This is a genomic window from Provencibacterium massiliense (assembly GCF_900169495.1).
Classification (GTDB): Bacteria; Bacillota; Clostridia; order Oscillospirales; family Ruminococcaceae; genus Harryflintia; species Harryflintia acetispora.
Map to the genome: position 1 here is coordinate 64,173 of NZ_FWCH01000008.1, position 22,009 is coordinate 86,181.

General features: G+C 60.1%; 22 protein-coding genes. 13 read left to right on the forward strand and 9 right to left on the reverse strand.

Going from position 1 to position 22,009, the window contains the following annotated elements; genetic code table 11:
- Window positions 1–98: 98 nt before the first annotated feature.
- Entirely contained in the window at window positions 99–2,927 is a 2,829-nt protein-coding gene (locus tag B5477_RS01100) for an ATP-binding protein (RefSeq protein ID WP_079698003.1), read from the forward strand.
- Window positions 2,928–2,989: 62 nt separating this feature from the next.
- Here B5477_RS01100 and B5477_RS01105 read toward each other — a convergent pair whose 3' ends face one another.
- The 9 genes from B5477_RS01105 to B5477_RS01145 all read right to left on the reverse strand — a co-directional run bounded on the left by B5477_RS01105 (window position 2,990) and on the right by B5477_RS01145 (window position 11,310).
- A complete protein-coding gene (locus B5477_RS01105) occupies window positions 2,990–3,505 on the reverse strand; it encodes a ferritin-like domain-containing protein (RefSeq protein WP_079698004.1) in 516 nt (171 codons plus the stop codon).
- Between the two features lie 102 nt (window positions 3,506–3,607).
- Window positions 3,608–4,486, reverse strand: coding sequence for a hypothetical protein (locus tag B5477_RS01110; RefSeq protein WP_079698005.1), 879 nt, complete (start codon window positions 4,484–4,486; stop codon window positions 3,608–3,610).
- Window positions 4,487–4,566: 80 nt separating this feature from the next.
- Window positions 4,567–5,964 (reverse strand): sensor histidine kinase, encoded by a 1,398-nt coding sequence (locus B5477_RS01115; RefSeq protein WP_079698006.1) that lies wholly within the window; start codon window positions 5,962–5,964, stop codon window positions 4,567–4,569.
- The gene (locus B5477_RS01120; RefSeq protein WP_079698007.1) at window positions 5,961–6,533 is read right to left on the reverse strand and encodes a response regulator transcription factor; all 573 of its coding nucleotides are present in this window, start codon (window positions 6,531–6,533) and stop codon (window positions 5,961–5,963) included. The genes B5477_RS01115 and B5477_RS01120 overlap by 4 nt, the downstream gene beginning before the upstream one ends.
- 103 nt (window positions 6,534–6,636) lie before the next feature.
- On the reverse strand, window positions 6,637–7,497 hold the full coding sequence (locus tag B5477_RS01125) for a M15 family metallopeptidase (protein ID WP_079698008.1): 861 nt from the start codon (window positions 7,495–7,497) through the stop codon (window positions 6,637–6,639).
- 84 nt (window positions 7,498–7,581) lie between these two features.
- Entirely contained in the window at window positions 7,582–8,319 is a 738-nt protein-coding gene (locus B5477_RS01130; RefSeq protein WP_143533520.1) for a hypothetical protein, read from the reverse strand.
- Complete coding sequence (locus B5477_RS01135) at window positions 8,316–9,713, reverse strand: sensor histidine kinase (RefSeq protein ID WP_079698010.1); 1,398 nt, start codon at window positions 9,711–9,713, stop codon at window positions 8,316–8,318. The genes B5477_RS01130 and B5477_RS01135 overlap by 4 nt, the downstream gene beginning before the upstream one ends.
- A gap of 1 nt (window position 9,714) precedes the next feature.
- On the reverse strand, window positions 9,715–10,368 hold the full coding sequence (locus tag B5477_RS01140; protein WP_079698011.1) for a response regulator transcription factor: 654 nt from the start codon (window positions 10,366–10,368) through the stop codon (window positions 9,715–9,717).
- A gap of 60 nt (window positions 10,369–10,428) precedes the next feature.
- Window positions 10,429–11,310 (reverse strand): LysR family transcriptional regulator, encoded by an 882-nt coding sequence (locus B5477_RS01145; RefSeq protein ID WP_079698012.1) that lies wholly within the window; start codon window positions 11,308–11,310, stop codon window positions 10,429–10,431.
- A 170-nt stretch (window positions 11,311–11,480) separates the two neighbouring features.
- Between B5477_RS01145 and B5477_RS01150 the strand changes: the two genes are divergently transcribed.
- From B5477_RS01150 to B5477_RS01210, 12 genes are all read left to right on the forward strand, one after another.
- The gene (locus B5477_RS01150) at window positions 11,481–12,077 is read left to right on the forward strand and encodes a DapH/DapD/GlmU-related protein (protein ID WP_079698013.1); all 597 of its coding nucleotides are present in this window, start codon (window positions 11,481–11,483) and stop codon (window positions 12,075–12,077) included.
- A 39-nt stretch (window positions 12,078–12,116) separates the two neighbouring features.
- On the forward strand, window positions 12,117–13,283 hold the full coding sequence (locus B5477_RS01155; RefSeq protein WP_079698014.1) for an iron-containing alcohol dehydrogenase: 1,167 nt from the start codon (window positions 12,117–12,119) through the stop codon (window positions 13,281–13,283).
- 21 nt (window positions 13,284–13,304) lie between these two features.
- Window positions 13,305–13,844 carry a flavodoxin family protein gene (locus B5477_RS01160; RefSeq protein WP_079698015.1) on the forward strand — a complete coding sequence of 180 codons (540 nt, stop codon included), beginning with the start codon at window positions 13,305–13,307 and terminating at the stop codon, window positions 13,842–13,844.
- A 14-nt stretch (window positions 13,845–13,858) separates the two neighbouring features.
- On the forward strand, window positions 13,859–14,935 hold the full coding sequence (locus B5477_RS15260; protein WP_242942090.1) for a cyclophilin-like fold protein: 1,077 nt from the start codon (window positions 13,859–13,861) through the stop codon (window positions 14,933–14,935).
- Window positions 14,936–15,291: 356 nt separating this feature from the next.
- Window positions 15,292–15,468, forward strand: coding sequence for a hypothetical protein (locus B5477_RS15155; RefSeq protein WP_015574152.1), 177 nt, complete (start codon window positions 15,292–15,294; stop codon window positions 15,466–15,468).
- Window positions 15,469–15,654: 186 nt separating this feature from the next.
- Window positions 15,655–17,076 (forward strand): ParB/RepB/Spo0J family partition protein, encoded by a 1,422-nt coding sequence (locus B5477_RS01180; RefSeq protein ID WP_087154058.1) that lies wholly within the window; start codon window positions 15,655–15,657, stop codon window positions 17,074–17,076.
- Window positions 17,077–17,126: 50 nt separating this feature from the next.
- Window positions 17,127–17,468, forward strand: coding sequence for a DUF7768 domain-containing protein (locus B5477_RS01185; RefSeq protein WP_015574151.1), 342 nt, complete (start codon window positions 17,127–17,129; stop codon window positions 17,466–17,468).
- Window position 17,469: 1 nt separating this feature from the next.
- Window positions 17,470–18,183, forward strand: a complete 714-nt coding sequence (locus B5477_RS01190) for an antirestriction protein ArdA (protein WP_015574150.1) — start codon at window positions 17,470–17,472, stop codon at window positions 18,181–18,183.
- Window positions 18,184–18,324: 141 nt separating this feature from the next.
- Window positions 18,325–18,711: a PcfB family protein gene (locus B5477_RS01195; protein ID WP_441210045.1), complete on the forward strand. Its 387-nt coding sequence runs from the start codon at window positions 18,325–18,327 to the stop codon at window positions 18,709–18,711.
- Window positions 18,698–20,530, forward strand: a complete 1,833-nt coding sequence (locus tag B5477_RS01200; protein WP_015574149.1) for a VirD4-like conjugal transfer protein, CD1115 family — start codon at window positions 18,698–18,700, stop codon at window positions 20,528–20,530. Before B5477_RS01195 ends, B5477_RS01200 begins: the two co-directional genes overlap by 14 nt.
- Before the next feature lie 202 nt (window positions 20,531–20,732).
- Window positions 20,733–20,945: a Maff2 family mobile element protein gene (locus B5477_RS01205; RefSeq protein ID WP_058722652.1), complete on the forward strand. Its 213-nt coding sequence runs from the start codon at window positions 20,733–20,735 to the stop codon at window positions 20,943–20,945.
- 11 nt (window positions 20,946–20,956) lie between these two features.
- Window positions 20,957–21,823, forward strand: a complete 867-nt coding sequence (locus tag B5477_RS01210; protein ID WP_015574146.1) for a VirB6/TrbL-like conjugal transfer protein, CD1112 family — start codon at window positions 20,957–20,959, stop codon at window positions 21,821–21,823.
- The last annotated feature ends 186 nt before the right edge of the window (window positions 21,824–22,009 follow it).

Genomic DNA, 22,009 nt, shown 5'->3' on the forward strand with positions numbered 1-22,009 from the left:
TGGTGATGATTTCTTATAGTCCTTGTGTTTTGACCCCGATTATTATAAGATAAAGGGGTAGTAACCTAATACCCGATGAAATGAGTGGAAGAATGAGAATGCGAGCGATCAGTCCTTCCAGATGGATAAGACGGGCGGCAAAGGCGCTGGCCGTGCTGATGGCGGCGGCCGGCATGCTCGCCGTGCAGCCTGTGGCGGCCGCGCAGGCGCAGGAGGACCGTGTTTTGCGGGTCGCTTTCCCCACCACCCCCGGGGTCAGCGAGCTCGATTCATACGGCAACCGCAAGGGGATGCTGGTGGACCACCTCAACGAAATCGCCAAATATACCGGATGGGAATACGAATACATCGATGTTGATTCCAACGATGTGGTCAGCGACTTTATAGACGGCCGGTTCGACCTGATGGGCGGAACCTACTATTCCCCCGACTTTGAGCAGTATTTCGCCTATCCCCAGTACAGTATGGGCCACAGCAGGGCGGTCCTGCTCTGCCGCAGGGATGACGAAAGGCTCAAGGGGTATGACCTGCAAACGCTGAACGGCATGCGGATCGGCGTCTATGAGAGGGCGACGGAAAAAATCCGGCGTCTCAACGAATTTTTGACCATGAACGATCTGAACTGCGAGCTGGTCTACTATCGCTACGAGGATATGGAAAACGGGGAGGACCTGTACTCCTACCTGCTCTCCGGTGAGGTGGACCTGCTGCTGGGCAACGACCTTGAGATGTACAGCGGATTCCGCGCGGTCGCCTCGTTCGATGCGCAGCCCTATTACATCGTGACAGCCCCGGGGAACGACGAGGTGCTGCAGGGGCTCGACATGGCGCTCGGGAACATCCTGGAGTCCGACCCGGAGTTTGCCAATGAAAGCTACGCCCGGCATTTCCCCAATATGACCAAGGCCTCCCTCCTGCTCACCAAAGAGGAGCGCGCCTATGTCGCCGGGAAGAGGACGCTGCAGGTGGCGACCCTCAAAAACTGGCATCCCTTTTACTGTGTCGGCGACGAGCGGGACAGCCACGAGGGGCTGCTCGTCGAACTCTTTGACATGCTGGAGGAATACACGGGGCTGAAAGCCGAGTACGTCTTTGCCGACACCTATGAGCAGGCCATCCAGATGGTCCTGGCGGGCGAGGCGGACGTGATGGGCGGATACATCGACTCACAGGAGGACGCCTTCGAGCACGGGCTGGCTCTGACCAAGGAATACGCCGGGCTCAACAACATCGTCGCCAAGAACAAGGCGGTCAGCTTCCCCGCCGACGGGCTGGTGGGCGGCATCATCGAGGGGCGCGCCATGCCGCCTGAAATCGGGTCGGAGCAGGTGCTCTACTTCGACAGCATGCGCGCGGGGCTCGAGGCGGTGAACCGGGGCGAGCTGGACTTCTTTTACGGCTTGTCCGCCCAGATCGACCGGGAGATGCAGTCCCACCGCTACGTCAACGTGACGCCGATCACCCGGACCGGAAACAATACCAGCGTCTCCCTCGCCCTGGCACGTCCCATCGAGCCCAAGCTGCTCACCGTCCTCAACAAGGGCATCGGAAGCCTGAGCGAGGCGGACAAAAACGCCATCCTGGACCGCAACCTGGTGTCTCTCGGCTACACCTCCATGTCCCTTCCCGACCTGATCTATGCCAATCCCATGACCTTCGCCGCCATCCTCAGCGTCTTTTTGCTGATGGTGCTCTTCGGCATCCTCTTTGCCATGCGGGTGCGGGTCAAGGGCGCGCTCATGCGCGCGCAGCTCGAACAGGCGCAGGCCAAGAGCCAGGCGAAGAGCGAGTTCCTCTCGCATATGAGCCACGAAATCCGCACCCCGATGAACGCCATCGTGGGGCTGACCGACCTTGCGAGCATGGAGCCGGGGCTGCCGCAGGGCGCTTCGCAGAAGCTGGAAAAAATCCGCAGCTCCTCCCAATATATGCTGGCACTGATCAACGACATTTTGGACATGTCCCGGATCGAAAACGGCAAGCTGCATCTGGGCCGGGAAGCCTTTTCCCTGCACACGGTGCTGCAGGAGACCGAAGCCGTCATCCGCTCCCAGGCCGAGCAGCGTCAGCTGACGTTCACAATGGACTGCCGGCTCGGCCGGGACGCCCTTGCGGGCGACCCGGTCCGGCTGCGGCAGGTGCTGGTCAACCTGCTTTCCAACGCGGTCAAGTTCACCCCCGAGGGCGGCGAGATCCGGCTGCGGGTAAGGGAAGCGTCCTGTAACGACGAGGGGTCGTCCTACACGTTCGAGGTGGAGGACAACGGCATCGGGATCCCCCGCGAGGCCCAGGAAAAAATCTTCTACGCCTTCGAGCAGCTGGGCACCAGCTCTGCGCGCAGCGAGGGGACCGGGCTGGGGCTCCCCATCAGCAGGAGCATTGTAAACGCCATGGGCGGCGAGCTGGGGCTCGAAAGCACGCCCGGCGAGGGCACCCGCTTCTTCTTTACCCTCTCCTTCCCGGCCGGACAGGAGGCCGCCCCGCCCGAGCACAAGGACGGGGAACAGGATCTGCAGGGGCTGCGGGTGCTGCTCGCGGAGGACAATGACCTCAACGCCGAGATCGCCGTCGAGCTGCTGGAAACGAAGGGGGTCCGCACCGAGCGCGTCGGCGACGGCAAGCAGGCGCTCGAACGTTTTCTCGAGAGCCCGACGGGGTATTTCCAGGTGATCCTGATGGACATCCGCATGCCGGTCATGGACGGCTTGCAGGCCACCCGGGAAATCCGCGCCTGCGCCCATGCGCAGGCGCAGAGCGTCCCTATCATCGCCATGACCGCCAACTCGTTCAAAGAGGATGAGGAGGCCGCGGCCGCGGCGGGGATGAACGGGTTTGTGCCAAAGCCGGTGGACCTGACGCGCCTGTGCCAGGCCCTGGCCGACTGCCTGCATTCTGCCGGAAACGGGGGCGCGCCCCAGGAAAAATAGCCGAAAATGAAAAGAACCGCCGCACCTTTTGGTGCGGCGGTTCTTTTCATTTTGTCGGTCACCTATGCCAGCAGAGCCAGCATGGCATGAAAGATTTCGATGTGGCGCCGCTCGTCCAGCAGGATGCGCTCGAGGATTTTCACAATGTCCTCGTCGCAGATTTCATCCGCCTGCCTGCTGTATTTTTTGATCGCGGCCTCTTCCCCCCGGATCGAATGCTCAACGACCTCCCGCACCCGGCGCGGATAGGAGTTGTAAGCGGGCGTCCAGTAGCATTTCGTCCGGTTGCGGGTGCACCACAGCCGCGGGTCCAGCCCCATCTGATGAGCGAGGGTTGCGAATATATCCAGATGGTGCATCTCCACGATGCCAATCCTGTGAAAGCACTGCGCAAAGTCCGCGTAATCCGGGTTCAGGATCACGCTGTTGTAAAAATACAGGCTGACCGCCGTCATTTCGGAATTGCCGCTCCCCACGTTGCTTTGCATGGCGTGGGCATAGTCCAGGCGGCGGCTTTTCGTTTGCACGGGGGGATAGGGCAGGTCGAGCGCTGCCTTACATTCCTGGTCCAGATTCATCGCCGGGCCTCCTCCGTCAGCTTTGCGGATGGTACCGCTATCAACAACTTACGAGGGAGGCGGCGCAATTATGACGGATTCCGGTTGCCCGGCCTTTTGCCCCTATTCCTCATAGGTGGCCGCATCGGGGTTCAGTTTAAAATATGCCTCGGCCCGCTTGGCAAATTCCTCGGCATCGCGGATGGAAACGTCCATCTCCTTCATGCCCGGATCGAAGGTGACGCCCAGCAGCTCCTGATCGAAACGGGAAAACCGCAGCTGGGCGCGTTCGCCGCCCTCCCCGGTAATGTTGAAGAAGATGTCGGGGTCGTTGTTCGACGTCCCCTGGCCCGCGTAATCCACCGTTTTGACCTTCCCCTGAACCGCGCCGAGCTTCACCGCAAGCTCCCTGGCAAGGCCGCCATACTCCCCACTGCTCCGGGAGAGGCCCGCATCGAATCCGGTATTCGTCTCCTGGGACAATACCCTGCTGTGGCTCACGGCGTGCAGCTCGCCCGAAACCGCATCCACGCTGAAGCCATAGGACTGCACATAAGCCTCTGGGCCGCTCTTCCTGCCGTCGGGCCACCAGTTCCCCTCCCAGGTCGCCCGGTGGCCGCCCTGGGCCGGGTTATAGGCCATTTCGATCTCCTTGCCGTCCATGTCCAGCCCGAACACCTTGTAAAGTCCCTGCACGCCGCGTTCGGCCGCCTCCTCGCGGGAGATGTCCAAGCTGGTGGGCTTTTTGTCCCGGTAATATTCCAGGTCGTTGTCCACGAGGCGGTACGTTGGCTTTTCGTTTGATACCGATTGGGATTTCTTCTGCTCTCCTGCGGCCTGCCCCGACGGATAGCTGGTCTGCACCGTCTGCGGCTTGCCGACCTGCGCCGCCAGCGCGACCTGCGTGAGCCCCCAGAACGCCGACGTAGCGGCGCCTATGGTGAGCGCGGCCGCCAGGAGGGCTTTCGCGTTCCCCTGTCCCATTTGTTTTTTCCTGTTCATATTGACCGCTCCTTTTTGTTTTGTTTGTGATCACAGTTCCAAGGATACCCGCCAGGTGTTGTAAAGTGATCATCAAGTTATCATGGAGCTGTAAAAATAACCAGCGCCGTGGTGCCGCGCCCGGGCGCGCTGCGAAAGACGAGCCTAGCATGGTGCCGCTGCGCGATCTGCAGGCAGATGGCAAGTCCGAGCCCCGCCCCGCCGTCCTTGCGGCTGCGCGCCTTATCCACGCGGTAATAGGGCTGCGTGATGCGCTCGAGCTCCTGCGGTTCCATCCCCTTCCCCCAGTCCGTGACCGCGATCACGGGGCAACCGTCCTGGCGGTAGGACGTGACGGCGACCGCCGAATTGTCTCCGCTCGCCTTGAGCGCGTTGTCGATCAGATTGAGCAGCAGGCTTTGCAGGAGGAAGTGGTCCCCGGTGACCGTCTTCACCTCCAGGGAAACCTTCAGCACGATCCCCCGCTCCCAAAGCCTCTGCGCCAGTGTGCTCCGAAGCGCCTCCACGATTTTTTCAAGGTCCTGGCGCTCCATCCCGATCTCCCCGCCGCGAAGGCCGGACAGCTCCATCAGCTGGCCGGCCATCACCTGGATGCGCCTGCTTTCCGAAAGGATCGCGTCCAGCGCGAACCGGGTCTCCTCCTCGCCGAGCGCCGCGCTGCGCAGATACTGCGCATACCCGTAGATGGCGGTCAGCGGGGTGCGCAGCTCATGGGCGAGGTTGTCGATGAAGCGCTGCCGGCTCTCGGCCGCCGCGGCCAGCTCGGTCACCTTGCCTTCGATCTGTGAGGCCATATGATTGAAGCTGCGGGCCATCATCGCGGTTTCATCCCGTCCCTGTTCCGGCAGGCGGTCCGCGTAGTCCCCGCAGGCGATCCTCCGGGAGAGCCGCGTAATCTCGGACAGCGGCCAAAACAGCCGGCCGAGCAGCAGCAGCAAAAGCACCGCCAAGGCCAGCGAGAGAAGCCCGCCGAGCAGCATCATGGCGCCGTCCCGGCGCTCCCATTCGTTTATGCGCGCGGTGATGTCGGCGCGGTACAGCACCTGGAATCCGCCGAACGGCTCGGGCAGCGCGCCCGACACGCTGCAATAATACCGGCCGCCGCTGCGTTCGATCACGGCGGTACGCGCCGCGCCGGCTCCCCTCGCCGGGGCGCCCGAAAGCTCCTCCCTGGACGCCCCGGCGGCATGGAGCAGCCGCCCGTCGCGGTACACGCCCAGGGCCGCCCCGCGGTTGCCGGCGAGGTACAGGTAGGGCTGCACCAGGCTCTCCAGCCGCGCGCCGGGCTCGAGCGCGCGTCCGGCCAAGGAGCCCATGTCGCGGTAGAGCGCCGAGGAGATGATGTACTGCTCGCTCAGGCACTGCTCTCTGGATTGCCGCACAGCGTCGTGCAGCGTGACCAGCGACAGGCCGAAGAGCCCGGCATAAATGGCGAGCACAAACAAAAGGAAGGTGGCATAAAAGGTCCTGTTTTTCATCCGTGCGCCTCCAGCCGGTAGCCCAGCTTATACACCGTTTTGATCCGCTCCTCCCAGCCGAGCTTGCGGCGCAGCTTTTGGATGTGCACGTCCACCGTCCTCGACTCCCCCTCGAAGTCATAGCCCCAGACCAGCTCCAGCAGCGCATCCCCGCGGTACACCTGGCGGCTGCCGAAATCGACCCGGGCCTGGTCCAGCTCAAATGTGCCGGCATGCTTTTGGGTGCGGCGCAGCACGGCCTCCACCCGGGCCAAAAGCTCCAGCATTTCAAAGGGCTTGACAATGTAGTCGTCCGCCCCCAGCGAAAAGCCGGTGATCCGCTCATTTAGGCCGTCGCGGGCCGTCAGGAAGATGGTCGGCAGGCCCTCTGCCTCCCCCATCACCGCAAAGCCGTCCCGCTTCGGGAGCATGACGTCCAGGATCATCAGATCGTACCGCCCGCCGGAGAGCTTCTCCAGCGCCTCGTCCCCGTCGAAGGCCGGGTCGCAGCCGTGCCCGACCAGCGAGAGGTTGCGCCGGATCAGCTCGCTGATGAGCACCTCATCCTCCACCACCAAAATATTTGCCATCACTTTCACCTCACTTCCGATTCTACTATAGGGTTGTTATCGAGTTGTAAAATCCCCGGATCAAAAGCGGGGGCCGTTGATCCGCTCAACGGCCCCCGCCTTCTCACGCCTGCAGGTACTCCTCCAGGCAGACGCCCCGCTCGTAAATCTCCTGTGCCGCCTCCCGCCCGACGTAGCGGTAGTGCCACGGCTCGTAGATGATCCCCGTCAACGCGCTCTTGCCGTTGGGATAGCGCAGGATAAAGCCGTATTTCCAGCTGTTCTCCATCAGCCAGCCCTGGACGGCGGTATCTTCCTGGCTCTCGTCCAGGTTCTGGTTGGAAAGGTCCACAATATCCACGGCCAGGCCCAGCTGATGCTCGCTGGTGCCCGGGAGCGCCACGGCCTTCCCGGCCTCGGCGCGCGCCTCCTCCTGGGAATATCCCTGCGCCAGCAGGCTGTTTCGCCGGTTTTCAAACAGCGCTTCCTGCTTTTGCTGTGAACGGTAGGAGGAGCAGATGAGCGGCGAGAGGCCCTGGTCCCGGCAGTCGTCCATCATCTCCTGCAAGTCGGGATAGCAGCGCTCATCCACGGCCTGTCCATTTTTGAGTTGGGCCAAATCCACCCCGTATCCCTCCGGGATCGCATTCCAGGGATTGACCAGGATCAGCCTCCAGTCCTCCTTTTGAGGCTGCCCGGCCTGTGCGGAAGAGCTGTCTTTGACGGCGTCCGGCTCCCCCGTCTTTTCTTCCCCAAGCGGCGCCTGTCCAACATCCGCTTCCCCTTGAAAACTTTTGCCGGACTGCGTCCCGCCCGGCTGCGCCGCCCCGGAACCGGGGCCCGGCGCACGGCTTGCCCCGATCGCTCCGGCCAACAGCCCGCCAGCCACGATGATTGCCGTCAGGAAAATTTTCAAACCGGCCTGGCGGATGTTCCCTCTCCTCCTGCGCGCGCGGCCCCTGCGGGCCCGTCCATGTCCGGACATAAAAAACACCTTCCCATCTGTTTCTAAACAACAGGATAGCAAGGTGTTTTTTCACATTGGCAGCAAAACGGGATCAAAACGCCATCAAAAATTGAAGGAGATCCATCCGTCGCGCAGGCCCAGCGGCACGCTGCAGGTTTTTGTCCGCCCATCGCTGTCCTTGGACAGGACCAGCGAATAGCGTTCCCCGTCGACATCCGTTTTTTCCAAAGCCAGCTGCACGTCGTCGACCGGGTAATACCGGCGGCAAAACTCCGCCACCTGCCGGGCGGCGTCTTCCGGCGTGCCCACGGCATAGGCGATCAGATATTCCGATTCGACGAAGGTCGGCTGCCTGAGATAGCCCTCATAGGCCACCATCTTCCCGCTCTCGTCGTCCAGCCAGAGGACCTCGTCCTCCCCGATCCCATCCTCCCACACACAGTGCCAGAACACGCCGGACAGGGCGGGGGCCTCCCCGCCGGTGAGCAGAACCGGCGTAACCTTGGGGTGGACGTAGACGGCCCCATCCTCCTGCAGGGCCGGCGTCAAAAACTCCGTCAGCGCCCCGGCGGCGGCGTCCTTCACCTCCTGCTCGGTCATGCGGTAGCCCTCGGACAGGAGTATCTCGGAGTGCTGGGTGCGAAAGAGCTCCAATGTGCGAAAGAGGTCGGGGGTCTGCGAGAGCAGGAGGGAAACGTACGCATCCTCCCGCTTCGTCGTCTCCCGCCACAGGCGGCGGTCGAGGAGCCGGGAGACGACCTGCGGCAGGCAGGCGCCCGCCGCCACCAGCAAAAGGGTGCACAGAACCGCGAGGATATTGGAAATTTTCATTCGTTTCATGCCGCGCCTCCCCTGAGCTTTACCGTCACCGTCGTCCCCTCGCCGGGGCGGCTGTCAAAGTGCAGGGAGCCCCCGTGCAGGTTGGCGATCTCCCGGCAGAGCGCCAGCCCGAGTCCCACGCCGCCCTGCTGGCGCGCGCGGGACCTGTCCACCCGGTAGAAGGCCTCTGTCAGGTGCTCCAAAGCCTCGGGCGGGATGCCGCGCCCGTCGTCCGATATGGCGATTTCACAGCCGTCCGGGAGCATGACGGCGCGCACCGTTATCCTGCCGCCCTTCCCCTCCATCGCCTTTCGCGCGTTGTCGAGGAGGTTGATGAGCAGCGATTTTACGAGCTCCGGTTCCAGCAGGCACTCCCCCTCCCCGCACACGCAGCTCAGGACGATCCCCTGCCGCTCATATACCGGTCCGAGGCGGGCGGCGAGCCCCCCAATCAATGCGGCGGGGCGGACCTTTGAAAAAGCCATCCTGGTGTTTTTGAGCACCAGCAGCTCCAACAGCTTTTGCGACAGGTTTTCCAGCCGCTTCCCCTCGCTGACGATATAGTTCGCCGCCTCGGCCTGCTCACCGGCGCTCAGTGTCTGGCCCCGGATCAGGTCCGCGTAGCCGATGATGGAGGTCATGGGGGTTTTCATCTCATGCGCAAAGCTGCCCACAAAGCGCTCCTGGCGCTCGACCGCCTCCCGAAGCTGGGCAATCTTCTCCTCCAGCGCCCCGGCCATGGCGTTGAAATCGCGGGCGAGCAGGCCGATTTCATCCCCGGTACGGATATCCGCCCGGCTGGACAGCTCCCCTTTGGCAATGGCGCGGGACACTTTGGACAGGCGCACCAGCGGGCGGGTGAGCACCCGGGAAATGCTGTAGGAGAGCAGCGCGCACAGCGCGGCCATCAGCAAAAAGACCAGCAGATAAATCTGCTGCTGGGTATGCCGCGATGCAAAGAGCGGCGAGATGTCGCGCGCCATATCCAGGTAGAGGGTCTCCCCGCCCGCCTGGAGCGCCCCCGAGAGGGTCAGGAGGCGCGCGCCGTCCCCGCCCCGCGCGCAGCGGATCGTGCAGCTGCCGGGAAGGGCCTTCCCGCCGGACGAAACGGGCTTTGAGCCGTATTCATAGATCGGCCCGGCGTCGGAATAGAGCCGCAGCGACGAAAAGGAGCCGGCGTTCTGCCGGGACAGCTGCTCCAACGTCTGGGAAATCTCTTCGTAGTCGGACGGGCCCTGTATGCTGTTGACCACCTGCAAGGTGCCCAGCACCATCTGATAGGCGTTGTAGGCCCCCTCCTTTTCACGCTCGAGCGTGACCTGAAATGAGGTCGAGATCAAAAGGCTGCCCCCGATCCCGAACAGCAGCGAGAGCAGCCCCAGCATGCAGAGGGTCAGTTTCACGCTTAGTTTCATCTTACACCTCGAGGCGGTAGCCGACCTTGTTGACCGCCTGCAACAGGTTCTCCCACCCGACCTTTTTCCTCAGCCGCTGCACATGCAGATCGACCGTCTTGCTGCCGTACTGGTATTCCTCCCCCCAGACCCGCTCGTAGATGGTCTCGCGATAGAGGGCCCGCCGCGGGTTCCGGGCGAACAGCAGAAGGAGATCATATTCCTTTTTCGTCAGGCCGATCTCCCGGCCGTCCCGCTTCACCTGCATGGCGTAGGTGTCGATCGCCAGCCCGCCGACCCAAAGGACCATCTCGCTTTTTAGGTACCGGCGCAGCACCACGTCCACGCGCGCGAGCAGCTCCACGATCTCGAAGGGCTTGACGAGATAGTCCTCCGCCCCGGCCCGCAGCCCCTTCACCCGGTCGGCCACCGCGTTCTTCGCCGTAATGAAGATCACCGGGATCTCCATGGGGCGGATATATTCCATCAGCTCGAAGCCGTCGATCCCAGGGAGCATGACGTCCAGCAGGATCAGGTCGTACCTGTTTTGCTCCAGCAGATCGGCGGCCGCGGTCCCATCGTAGACGCAGGTGCAGCCGTAGCCCTCCTTGCTTAAACTCAGGCGGATCAGGTTGGAGATCGCCTTTTCGTCCTCGACAATCAGAATCTGAATCATTCGCTCCCTCCTCCTTGCCAGTATACATCCTTTCGGCATCAAAACGGCATAGAAGCACCGTTACTGGAATTTTTCCCGGAGCATCTGCAAAAACCGCTGTGTCGCCCGGGAAAATACCTGGTATTTTTTCCAGACGATGTAGAGCGGCGCCTCCAGATGCGGCTCGAGCGGGCGGAAGCACAGCGGGCTGCCCTCGTCCCTGGTGTTTACCAGCTTGTCCAGCGTGATCGCATACCCCAGCCCCTCCTCCACCATCAGGGAGGCGTTGAAGATCAGGTTGTAGGTGGCGGCGACGCAGAGGGAATCGTAGCCGCGCTCCAGCCAGTCGGACAGGCGGCTCTTGCCCAGCGCCTGCCGGGAAAGGAGCAGCGGCACGCCCCACAAATCCTCCGCACGGACGGTCTCCTTTTGGGCCAGGGGGCTGTCCCGGCGCATGAGCACCCCCCAGACATCGGTGACCGGCAGCTTGAGGTAATCATATTTTTTCATGTCGCTGGGCTCGATCATGATCCCGAAATCCAATAGCCCCTTCTCCAGCCGTTCCCCCACGTCGTCGGCGTTGCCGCTGAACAGATGGTACCGGATCTGCGGGCATTTGATCTGCAGCTCTCTGGCGGCCTGGGCAATCAGACGGATGGCGTCGCTCTCGCCGCCCCCGATGTAGATGTCGCCGACGGTGACCTCCTCGGTTTCCCGGAACTCGGATTCGGTTTTCTCCACCAGCTCGACAATCTCACTGGCCCGCTTGCGCAGCAGGACCCCGTCCTCCGTGAGAGTGACCTTCCGGTTGCCCCGGATGAAGAGCTTTTTTCCCAGATCCTCCTCCAGATCCATCAGCTGGCGGGAGAGGGTTGGCTGCGTCAGATGCAGATAATCCGCCGCACCGGAGATGCTTTCCTCCCTCGCGACCGCCAAGAAATAGCGTAAAACGCGCAATTCCATCGAGAAGCCTCCTTTTTCTCCACTATAGCATGCACGATTATGCCTGTCAACTATAGACAAATATGTCATATAAGTATTTGCTATCCATCATCCCCGCTGCTATACTGGACCTGAAGGCGGCGCCCTCTCCAGCGCCGGACCGGGCAGGGAAACGCAAGGGGGTTTTAAAGATGGAGCTGCAGGAATTTTTGGATCATCTGAACCGTGGGGAACGGGTGGTGAACGGATCGCAGGAGCACCGGTTTATGAGCAAAGCCGCGTTTGAAGCGATGAAGCTGACGGCCCGGCTCAATAGCGGCTATCATGATCCCGACGAAATCCGGGAGCTGTTTTCACAGATCACCGGTAAGCCGGTGGACCGCTCCTTCGCGCTGTTCCCGCCCTTCCACACCGATTTCGGCAGGAACATCACCGTGGGCGAAGGCGTCTTTATCAACTCCGGCTGCCGGTTCCAGGACCAGGGCGGCATCACCATCGGCGCGGGCAGCCTGATCGGCCATAACGTCGTGCTGGCGACCCTCAACCATGAGATGGACCCCCACCACAGGAAGGATATGCACCCCGCGCCCATCGTCATCGGCAGGAACGTCTGGATCGGTTCAAACGCCACCGTCTGCCCCGGCGTGACCATCGGAGACGGCGCAGTCGTGGCCGCCGGCGCGGTGGTGGCGAAGGGCATCCCCGCCAATACGGTGGTGGGCGGCGTCCCCGCCAGGGTGATCAAAGAGATTCCCCTCCAGGCCGTGAAGACGGCCTGGAGGTCATAGAAAAACGGACCATTTTACAATATCAAGGAGGAAACATCCATGTTAGGCAATTTTATGTACTGCAACCCCACCCGCCTGTATTTCGGCGAGGATGCCCTGGACAATCTGGGCGGCGAGCTCAAAAAGTACGGCAAAAAGGTACTGCTGGCCTACGGGGGCGGCTCCATCAAGAAGTCCGGCCTGTACGGCCAGGTGACCGCTATCCTGAAGGAGAGCGGCAAGGAGGTCGTCGAGCTGCCCGGCATCCTGCCCAACCCCACCTCCGACAAGCTGTACGAGGGCTGCAAGGCGGCCAGGGAAAACGACGTGGACCTGATCCTCGCGGTGGGCGGCGGCTCGGTCTGCGACTGGGCCAAGGCCGTGTCCGTCGGCGCCTGGTGCAAGGAGGACCCCTGGGAAAAGTATTACCTGCGCATGGAGGAGGTGGATAACCGGATCATCCCCGTGGGCTGTGTGCTGACCATGGCGGGCACCGGCAGCGAGATGAACGGCGGCGCGGTCATCACCAACCACCAGCAGAAGCTGAAGATCGGCCATGTGTTCGGGGACAACGTATTCCCCCGGTTCGCCATCCTGAACCCCCGGTTAACCTTCACACTACCCCGCTACCAAATGGTTGCCGGGTTCTACGACATCATGAACCACATCACCGAGCAGTATTTCTCGGGAACCGACGACAACACCTCCGATTATGTGATGGAGGGGCTGATGAAGTCCCTCATTCACAGCAGCCTGATCACCCTCCAAAATCCCGAGGACTACGAGGCCCGCAGCAACATCATGTGGATCGCCACCTGGGCGCTGAACACCTTCGTGGCAAAGGGCAAAGCCACCGACTGGATGGTCCACATGATCGGCCAATCGGTCGGCGCCTATACCGACGCGACCCACGGCATGACCCTCTCCGCCGTTTCGCTGCCCTATTACCGCTACCTGCTGCCCTACGGCCTGCCCAAGTTTTGGCGCTTCGCCGTCAACGTCTGGGGAGTGGACCCCGAGGGCGGGAGTGACCGCGAGATCGCGGCATTGGGCCTCGGGCGGATGGAAGCCTGGATGAAGGAGCTGGGCCTCGTCATGAGCCTGCGGGAGCTCGGGGTCACCGAGGAGATGCTCGAGGGTATAGCCCAAGGCACCTTCATCATGGAGGGTGGTTATAAGGTGTTGAGCCGGGAAGAGGTCCTGGGGATTTTGAAGGCCAGTTTATAGCCGGCTGAAGGAGGTACTTTGATGAATAAGAAGATCCTGATCGTTTCCACCAGCCCCCGCAAGGGCGGCAATTCCGACGCGCTGGCCGAGGCCTTCGCGCACGGCGCCCGGGAAGCCGGCCATGAGGTGGAGAAAATCTGCCTGCATGACAAAACCATCGGCTTTTGCACCGGCTGCCTCTGCTGCCAGAAGACCCAGCGGTGCGTCATCCGCGACGACGCGGACACCATCGCCCAGAAAATGCGCACCGCCGACGTGATCGTCTTCGCCACCCCCATCTATTACTACGAGATGTGCGGTCAGATGAAAACCATGCTCGACCGCTCCAACCCCTTGTACAGCGCCGGCTACGCCTTCCGGGACATCTACCTGCTGGCCGCGGCGGCAGAGCAGGAGGAGAGCGCCATGGACGGCGCCATCAAAGGCCTCGGGGGCTGGATCGCCTGCTTTGAAAAGGCGCGGCTGGCCGGCACCGTCTTCGGCGGCGGCGCCGATGCCGTCGGCGCCATTCGGGGGAACCACGCCCTGGAGAAAGCCTTTGAGATGGGCAGGGCGATTTGAAGGAGGGAAGCGGTATGAAAAGGCTGTCGCGCTTCCGGAGGCACCCATATGAAAGTATTGAAGGCGCATCTTTCAATATTTTGGGAGGGGCGCAGTTTCACTCCCCGTCCCGAAGAAATATTGGGCGCCCCTTAGCTGCGCTCCTGCTGTCCCTTTCCCTGGCGGCCTGCGGCGGGGACGTGGAGGCGCGCCCCGCGCCGCAGGCCCCACCGGATGAGAGCCCACCTTCTTCGTCCGGCTCTTTACCGGAAAGCGAAGCTGCCGCCACCGGGCCCACCTCCTCACCGGACGAGGCGCAGGGCCCGCTGATCCAGGTGCAGATGGACGGCGGCGCTGCCGTCATGTTCCGGCTCAACGGCAGCGCCGCGGCAAGTTCCCTCTACCGGCAGCTTCCTCTGTCAGTCGGGATCGAGGACTATGCGGGGAGCGAAAAAATCTTCTACCCGCCCGAGGGCCTTGATACCAGCGGCGCCCCCCTGGCGCAGGGCCCGGCGGGTACCCTTGCCTATTACGAGCCTTGGGGGGACGTGGCACTCTTTTATGGGAATTGCGGCGGAGCCTCCGGGCTGTATGCGCTCGGGGAGGCGGTGTCCGGCGCCGAGCTGATCCCCTCCCTCGCTGGGGAGGTACAGATCGATAAGGTGGAAGAGGACGCCTTGCCGCAGGAAGCCAAAATCCCTGCCCCGGCTCCACAGGCCCCTCAACAGAAGCCCGCTTCTCCAATGGAAAACACTGCGATGCCGCAGCTACAAATCACGGTGGGCGACAAGCGCTTCGCCGTCACCCTGAACGACAACGAAACGGCCCGCGCCTTGATGCAAATGCTGCCGCTGACCCTCCGCATGAGCGAGATGAACGGGAATGAAAAATATTATTATTTCTCCGACAGCCTGCCCGCCGACGCCGGCCGCCCATCCGAAATCCAGGCGGGGGATCTCATGCTCTACGGCTCCGACTGCCTGGTGCTTTTTTATGAGAGCTTTTCCACCTCCCACCGCTATACCACGATTGGCCGGATAGATGATCCCGCCGGACTGTCTGAGGCCCTGGGGGCGGGAGAGGCAGCGGTCAGCTTCCGGGTAGCAGAATAAAAAGCGCTTTCCGCCGCAGTGGAAAGCGCTTCGCGTTAAAAGGAGAAAGACCGCACAGTTTCCTGTGCGGTCTTTACTGGTGGAGACGATCGGGATCGAACCGACTACCTCTTGAATGCCATTCAAGCGCTCTCCCGGTTAGATCGGTTACATACCCCTCTAAATCGGGCCAATAGAGCGTTCAATACGCGGGACACCCCACCAAAAGCCGCAAAACCATCGGCGTTTTTCTTGAAATTCATTATAGCTGGGGCCAGACCGCATATCAATACTAAATTTGAAAACAAGCTCGATACCGCAATTCCCTTTTCGCATGGTATAATTTCCTTGTTCCATAGCGAAAGGGGGTGTTGAGTATGGAGAAAGAATATATAGCTGGTGAGCCGCAAAGATATGAGATCGGCAATCGCGTTTTTATCGTGGAGCCCCGTTATGATAAAAACGGTGAAAGTATGTCGGACATCCTGTTAAAGCTGATGATGGCCGATGTCGATGAAAAAATGTGGAACGAAGGCCACCGCGAAAAAATCTAATCTAAAATTAAATCCGAGTTGTCAAGCAAGGTATTTATTCTAAAACAATTTCATATTGAGCATTACGCCGCCCGAGTGAGACTATGGGCGGCGTTTTCATACACCACAACTTGAAAGGAGGAGTCCCTTATCTGCTGCCAGCCATCGGGCTGGCTTTTTTCATTTCAAGACAAAGGAGGTTTGACATTGGCAGACGATAAAAAGAATATCGGCCCCGAGGCAGAAACGACTGACACGGCCCCCGCGCAGGAGCAGCCTGCTCCCGGCAAGGCCGAGCCCGTTGTGGCAGATCCCGCCCCGGCTGAAAAGGCAGCTCCCGCAGAAAAGGCGGAGCCCACCGTCCCGGAGGCTCCCAGCCCTGCGGCTCCCGAGCCGCTCAAGCCCGACAAGGAGGCCAAGCAGACTGCCACCCCGGACAAGAGTGATCCTGCCCCTGCTCCCTCTGGCAAGGTGGTGGATTTCGCCGCCGCCCGTGAGGAGGCCGGAAAGGACAAGGCCCCGAAGGAAAAGGCTCCCAAGCAGAAAACCACGGAGTCGAAGGACAAAGCAGCGGCCAAGGCCAGCAAGGGCCGCCCGGCAAAGGCTGACAAGGCGGCCCCCGACAAGGCCAAGCCGCCCACGCGAGACAAAATGTCCCAAAGTAAGGCTGCCCCGGAAAATGCTGCACCCAATCCGCAGGAGGCTCCCGCCCCTGCCGCGCCGGAGCAGCCCGCCGCGCCCCGTGACGCTACCCGCGCAGAAAAAGAGGAAATTGTCTACCTCAATCTGTCCGAGCTGCGCCCGTTCAAAAACCATCCCTTTGGTGTCCGTGACGATGCCGAGATGCAGGGCCTTGTGGAGTCCGTCCGGGCAAGTGGTGTAAACCAGCCCGCGCTGGTGCGCCCCACCGAGGATGGCGGGTATGAGATCATCGCGGGCCACCGCCGCCAGAGGGCAAGCGAGCTGGCCGGGTTTGTGAATATGCCCTGTATTGTCCGTAACATGACCGATGACGAGGCCATCCTCGCTATGACGGATGACAACCTGCGCCACCGCGAAAAGATTTTGCCCACGGAAAAGGCACAGTCTTTGAAAATGCAGGTGGAGGCCATCAAGCACCAAGGCGCTCGTCCCGGTGAGGACGCACAGGAGGCGGGTAAACGCTCCACGCAGATCGTGGGTGATCGCAACGGCATGAACTACAAACAGGTACAGCGGTATATCCGCTTGACCGAGCTGGTGCCGGATTTGCAGAAAATGCTGGACGAAAAAAAGCTGGCATTTACCCCCGCCGTGGAGATTTCCTTTATCCGGCCCAAACATCAGAAGTATATCGCCGTGTCCATTGAGGGCCAGCAGTCCTCTCCGTCCCTATCCCAAGCCCAGCGGCTCCGCAAGCTGGATCAAGAGGGCAAGCTGAACGGCGATGTGATCGACGGCATTTTGATGGAAGAAAAGAAGGAGGTTGATAAGGTGATTATCAATAGCGCGGAACTGGAAAAGTATTTCGGCAAGGACAAGTCCCCCCGTCAGATGAAGGATCAGATCATGGCCCTGCTGGATGACTGGAAGGCCAAGCAGCCCCCCGAGCTGGGCAAGCCCGAAAAGAAAACGGATAAGAGCCTGTAACCTCGAGACAATTTGTCCCGAGGTTTTTTCATTGAATGGAGGTTTTAACAATGAAACGACCCCTCGCATATATCACCGCTGCGTGGTGCGGCAGCGATGCCGAAAACGCAAAACAGGCGGCGCAGTATTGCCGCAGCGTGTATGAGGCGGGCTTTTCGCCCATCTGCCCCACGCTGTTCCATCCCCTGTTCCTCAATGATGCCATTCCCGAGGAGCATAAAAGCGGGATCGACATGGCCCGTAATCTGCTCAAACGCTCTCATGTGCTGGTGGTGTGCGGCCATACCGTCACCGAGGCTATGAAGAACGATATTGCTGTTGCCCAGCGGCTGGGTATCACGGCAACCACGCTGGAGGGCATCTTGACGGTCAAGGGACAGGGCCGCCGCTGATATGGCGGCCCTGCTGGAAGCCTACATTACCAACCTCGGCAAATATGCCGAGGGGCAGCTTGTGGGCGAAACGCTGAAATTTCCCACCACGGCGGAGGAGGTACAGTCCCTCTTAAAGCGCATCGGCGTGGACGGCATACGGTATGAGGAGATTTTCATAACCAGCTTTGACGGCGATGTACTGGGGCTGCATGAGCACTTGGGCGAATATGAAAGCATTGACGAGCTCAACTATCTGGCCGCGCTGCTGTCGGAAATGGATCAGAGCGATATAGAAAAGTTTGAGGCGGTCATAGACGCTGGCGAATACACAGGTAGCGTAAAAGACTTAATCAACCTCACGCAAAATCTGGATTGCTTTGAGTTCTATTCCGGTGTCCGTAGTGACGAGGAGCTGGGCCGTATGTATGTGCTGGAGTTCGGCGGTGTGGAAGTCCCGGAACACCTCATTGATTATATCGACTATGAGGCATACGGGCGGGATGTGCGGATCAATGACGGCGGCCACTATGCCCCCGGTGGATATGTGGCCGACAACCGCAGCAGCTTTATAGAGCACTACACGGGCCGGGATGACATTCCCGACGAGCACCGCGTTTTCTCCATGCCCAAGCTGTCCATCCGGGAGCAGATGTCAGCTTTCAAGGAAATTATAGACCGTTCCTCGCTGGAGGGGGAACGGAAACGGCCCACGCTGGGCCATACGGAACGATAACCCCACCTTGGGACAACTTGTCCCGAGGTGAGAAAGGAGGCGGCATAGCTGATAGAAGAAGATATTTCCCGGCGTACTGTTGCAGTTTCCGTCCGGGCCAGTAAGCTGACGGCGCGGAGCCTTGCCTATGTGGTGGCCGCTGTGGGGCGCAAAATCGCCAAAGAACACCGCGCCCGGCAGATCCCTCACGGCAAACAGACGGTCAAGCAACTTATGCGGCATGGCGTGTCTACCAACAGTCTGGAGCTGTCCGGCGATACCAAAAGTTTTGACCGGGTGGCCCGGAAGTGGAATGTGGATTATGCCTTTTACAAGACAGGCCCGGACAAATACCTGTTGTTTTTCAAGGCGGGACAGGCTGATGCCATGACCGCCTGTTTCTCGGAGTATTCCAAAAAGGTGCTGAACAAGTCCAAGTCCAGGCGCATCCCCATCCGGGATCAGATCAAGCGGGCCGGAGATCAGCTCACCCGTGAAAAGCCCAAACAGCGGGAGCGTGTGAAGGAGGCGGCGCATGAAAACAGATAAGCTCCGAAAATTCCTCATTCCCAATATCCCGTATGTGTTCATCGGCTGGGCGTTCCTCAAATTGAGTACGGCCTATCGGCTGGCCGCTGGTGCGGGTTTCCTAACAAAAGTGATGGGGATCGGCCAGACTATCGGCCCGGCCTTTGCCGATTTCGCGCCGGGGCTAAACCCTGTTGACTGGCTGGTTGGTATCGTGGGAGCCGTGGCGTTCCGTCTGTTCATCCACATGAAAAGTAAAAAAGCCAAGAAGTTCCGGCGTGACGAGGAGTACGGCTCGGCCCGGTGGGGAAACGAAAAGGACATCAAGCCCTTTGTCGATCCCAAGTTTGAAAACAATGTCATTCTGACCGGGACGGAGTTTCTCACCATGAACACCCGGCCCAAGATCCCGGCCAACGCCCGAAACCTCAATACCTGTGTCATCGGATCGTCCGGCTCGGGCAAAACCCGCTTTTGGCTCACGCCCCAGCTTTTACAGGCCCATTCCTCTTTCGTGGTGGTAGACCCGAAGGGCGGCGTCCTGTCCCAAGTGGGCAGCTTTCTCCAAAAGCGGGGGTACAAAATCAAGGTATTCAACAGCATCGACTTCTCCAAGTCCATGCACTATAACCCGCTGGCGTATATCAAGAACGAGTCCGACATCCTAAAGTTCGTCAATGCCCTTATTTCCAACACCAAGGGCGAGGGCAAAGAGGGCGATCCGTTCTGGACGAAGGCCGAAACGCTCCTATACTGCGCCCTGCTGGGCTATATCATTTTCGAGGGCGCGGAGGAAGATCGCAATATGAATACGCTGGTGGACATGATCTCCGGCATGGAGGTCAAGGAGGATGACGAGGACTTTATGAACGCGGTGGACTATATGTTTGCCGGGTTGGAAAAGCGAAAGCCGGATTGCTTTGCTGTGAAGCAGTACAAAAAGTACAAGTTAAGCAGCGGCAAGACGGCCAAAAGCATTTTGATTTCCTGCGGTGCTCGTCTGGCTCCCTTTGACATCCCCCAGCTCCGGGAGATTATGAGCTACGATGAACTGGAACTTGACCGTATGGGTGACAGACGGACGGCAACATTTTTCTGCATCAGCGATACGGACAGCACCTACAATTTTTTGGTCGCTCTCGCTTTTTCGCAGATGTTCAATCTCCTGTGTGAACGGGCCGACAATGTGCATGGGGGCCGCTTGCCCCATCATGTGCGCGTCCTGTGGGACGAGGCGGCCAATACGGGCCAAGTGCCGGGGCTGGAAAAGCTGGTGGCCGTCATTCGTTCCCGCGAGGTGAGCCTTGTACTGCTCTATCAGCAGCTTGCTCAATGCAAGGCCATTTACGATAAAAATGCGGAAACGATCCTCGGCAACATGGACAGCGTGATATTCCTCGGTGGCCGCGAGGCCAGCACTATCAAGGAAATATCGGAAAACTGGCTGGGCAAGTCCACGATCTCCATGCAGACGGATGGCCGCACACGGGGCCAGTCCGAAAGTTACAGCCAAAACATCCAGCGGCTGGGCCGGGAGCTGATGACCCCCAGCGAGCTTGCCACAATGCCCGGTGATCGGTGCATCTTGCAGCTCCGGGGCCTGCCCCCGTTCTATTCCCGCAAATACGATCTGAAGCAACACCCCAACTACAAGTTTACGGCTGAGGCCGACAAGAAAAACGCCTTTAACCTCGACAGGCTGATAAACCGCCGCAGGCGGCCCGGCCCCAACGAGGCTTGTGAGGTGTACGAAGTGGATGTGCCCGCCGAGGCGCTCACAGAAGAGGACGAGGACATCCTCAACTATGACGACCTCGACGATCCAGACGCTTTTGTATAAAACCTTGGGCTTTTAGGGTTCCCGCAAAATCAGCGATTTTGTGGGAAGAGGAGGCGCAACGGAGCGTGCGGAGTTTGGGACATTTTGTCCCAAAGTAGCAAAGCGAAGTTTGTGCCGACGAGTCCCGAGGTACGGACGCTGCCGCCCTACACGGGGCGGCTTTTTTCATGGCCGGGTATAGCCCGGAGAAAAGGAGTAATATATGCAGTTTTTCGCTTCTGCCATCAACACTTTGCAGACCCTCGTTATTGCCCTCGGCGCTGGCCTTGGCGTGTGGGGCGTTGTCAACCTGCTGGAGGGCTACGGCTCCGATAACCCCGGCGCGAAGAGCCAGGGTATGAAGCAGCTCATGGCTGGCGGCGGCATCATCGTGCTCGGCACCACTCTGATCCCCCTGCTGTCCTCCCTGTTTTAAGGGTTTAGCTTATGGGATTTCTCACCGACTGGCTTACAGACTGGATAAAAGGGCTGCTGATTGAGGGTATCATGGGCAACCTCACGGGCCTTTTTGATACGGTCAATACCCGTGTCGGAGAGATTGCGGTGCAAGTAGGGACGACCCCGGCGGCTTGGAACGCCGGGGTCTTTTCCCTCATACGGCAGCTTTCTGAAACGGTGATACTGCCGATTGCCGGTCTGATTTTAACCTTTGTTGCCACCTATGAGCTGATCCAGCTCATTATCGAAAAGAACAACCTACACGATCTGGACTACTGGATTTTCTTCAAGTGGATTTTCAAAACGGCGGCGGCTATTCTCATTCTCTCCAATACATTCAATATCGTCATGGCGGTATTTGATATGTCCCAGAGCGTGATTGCCAACGCCGCAGGGCTGGTGCGCGGCTCCACCGACATCAGCGCGTCCATGCTGGATAATCTGGAGGCTACCTTGGAGGCGATGGAAGTCGGCCCCCTGCTGGGTCTGTGGCTCCAGTCGTTCCTCATTCACATTACCATGCTTGCGCTGAACATTATTATTTTCGTCATCGTCTATGGGCGCATGATTGAAATATATCTGCTCACCAGCTTGGCCCCCATACCCGTGGCTACGCTCTCCAACCGTGAAATTGGCAGTATGGGCCAGAACTATATCAAGTCCCTGTTTGCTGTCGGTTTCCAAGGTCTGCTGATCCTTGTGTGCGTGGCCATCTATGCGGTGCTGGTACAGGGTATTGCCACTAGCGGCGATCCCATCGGGGCGATCTGGAGCTGCATCGGCTATACGGTGCTGCTGTGCTTCACCCTGTTCAAAACTGGCTCGGTGGCAAAGAGCATATTCGGCGCGCATTAAGAAAGGACAACGCCATGAACAAAACCACTTTGGAAAACAAGGGGTACCCCGCAAAGTCGGCAGACTTTGTGGGGAGAGGAGGCGCAACGGAGCGGGCGGATTTCGGGACAAATTGTCCCGAAGTAGCAGAGCGGAGTTTGTGCCGACGAGTCCCAAAGGCCCCGGATGGCCGGGTGTTGGAGCCCA

What these genes read in the sequence shown, in the direction of transcription:
- B5477_RS15260 (WP_242942090.1), top strand. Translation starts at nt 13,859, where the DNA reads ATGAAAAGGCTGTCGCGCTTCCGGAGGCACCCATATGAAAGTATTGAA.
- B5477_RS01190 (WP_015574150.1), top strand. Translation starts at nt 17,470, where the DNA reads ATGGCGGCCCTGCTGGAAGCCTACATTACCAACCTCGGCAAATATGCC.
- B5477_RS01130 (WP_143533520.1), bottom strand. Translation starts at nt 8,319, where the DNA reads ATGAAACGAATGAAAATTTCCAATATCCTCGCGGTTCTGTGCACCCTT.
- B5477_RS01185 (WP_015574151.1), top strand. Translation starts at nt 17,127, where the DNA reads ATGAAACGACCCCTCGCATATATCACCGCTGCGTGGTGCGGCAGCGAT.
- B5477_RS01120 (WP_079698007.1), bottom strand. Translation starts at nt 6,533, where the DNA reads ATGGCAAATATTTTGGTGGTGGAGGATGAGGTGCTCATCAGCGAGCTG.
- B5477_RS01140 (WP_079698011.1), bottom strand. Translation starts at nt 10,368, where the DNA reads ATGATTCAGATTCTGATTGTCGAGGACGAAAAGGCGATCTCCAACCTG.
- B5477_RS01125 (WP_079698008.1), bottom strand. Translation starts at nt 7,497, where the DNA reads ATGTCCGGACATGGACGGGCCCGCAGGGGCCGCGCGCGCAGGAGGAGA.
- B5477_RS01160 (WP_079698015.1), top strand. Translation starts at nt 13,305, where the DNA reads ATGAATAAGAAGATCCTGATCGTTTCCACCAGCCCCCGCAAGGGCGGC.
- B5477_RS01205 (WP_058722652.1), top strand. Translation starts at nt 20,733, where the DNA reads ATGCAGTTTTTCGCTTCTGCCATCAACACTTTGCAGACCCTCGTTATT.
- B5477_RS01200 (WP_015574149.1), top strand. Translation starts at nt 18,698, where the DNA reads ATGAAAACAGATAAGCTCCGAAAATTCCTCATTCCCAATATCCCGTAT.
- B5477_RS01115 (WP_079698006.1), bottom strand. Translation starts at nt 5,964, where the DNA reads ATGAAAAACAGGACCTTTTATGCCACCTTCCTTTTGTTTGTGCTCGCC.
- B5477_RS01105 (WP_079698004.1), bottom strand. Translation starts at nt 3,505, where the DNA reads ATGAATCTGGACCAGGAATGTAAGGCAGCGCTCGACCTGCCCTATCCC.
- B5477_RS01210 (WP_015574146.1), top strand. Translation starts at nt 20,957, where the DNA reads ATGGGATTTCTCACCGACTGGCTTACAGACTGGATAAAAGGGCTGCTG.
- B5477_RS01145 (WP_079698012.1), bottom strand. Translation starts at nt 11,310, where the DNA reads ATGGAATTGCGCGTTTTACGCTATTTCTTGGCGGTCGCGAGGGAGGAA.
- B5477_RS01135 (WP_079698010.1), bottom strand. Translation starts at nt 9,713, where the DNA reads ATGAAACTAAGCGTGAAACTGACCCTCTGCATGCTGGGGCTGCTCTCG.
- B5477_RS15155 (WP_015574152.1), top strand. Translation starts at nt 15,292, where the DNA reads ATGGAGAAAGAATATATAGCTGGTGAGCCGCAAAGATATGAGATCGGC.
- B5477_RS01100 (WP_079698003.1), top strand. Translation starts at nt 99, where the DNA reads ATGCGAGCGATCAGTCCTTCCAGATGGATAAGACGGGCGGCAAAGGCG.
- B5477_RS01150 (WP_079698013.1), top strand. Translation starts at nt 11,481, where the DNA reads ATGGAGCTGCAGGAATTTTTGGATCATCTGAACCGTGGGGAACGGGTG.
- B5477_RS01155 (WP_079698014.1), top strand. Translation starts at nt 12,117, where the DNA reads ATGTTAGGCAATTTTATGTACTGCAACCCCACCCGCCTGTATTTCGGC.
- B5477_RS01110 (WP_079698005.1), bottom strand. Translation starts at nt 4,486, where the DNA reads ATGAACAGGAAAAAACAAATGGGACAGGGGAACGCGAAAGCCCTCCTG.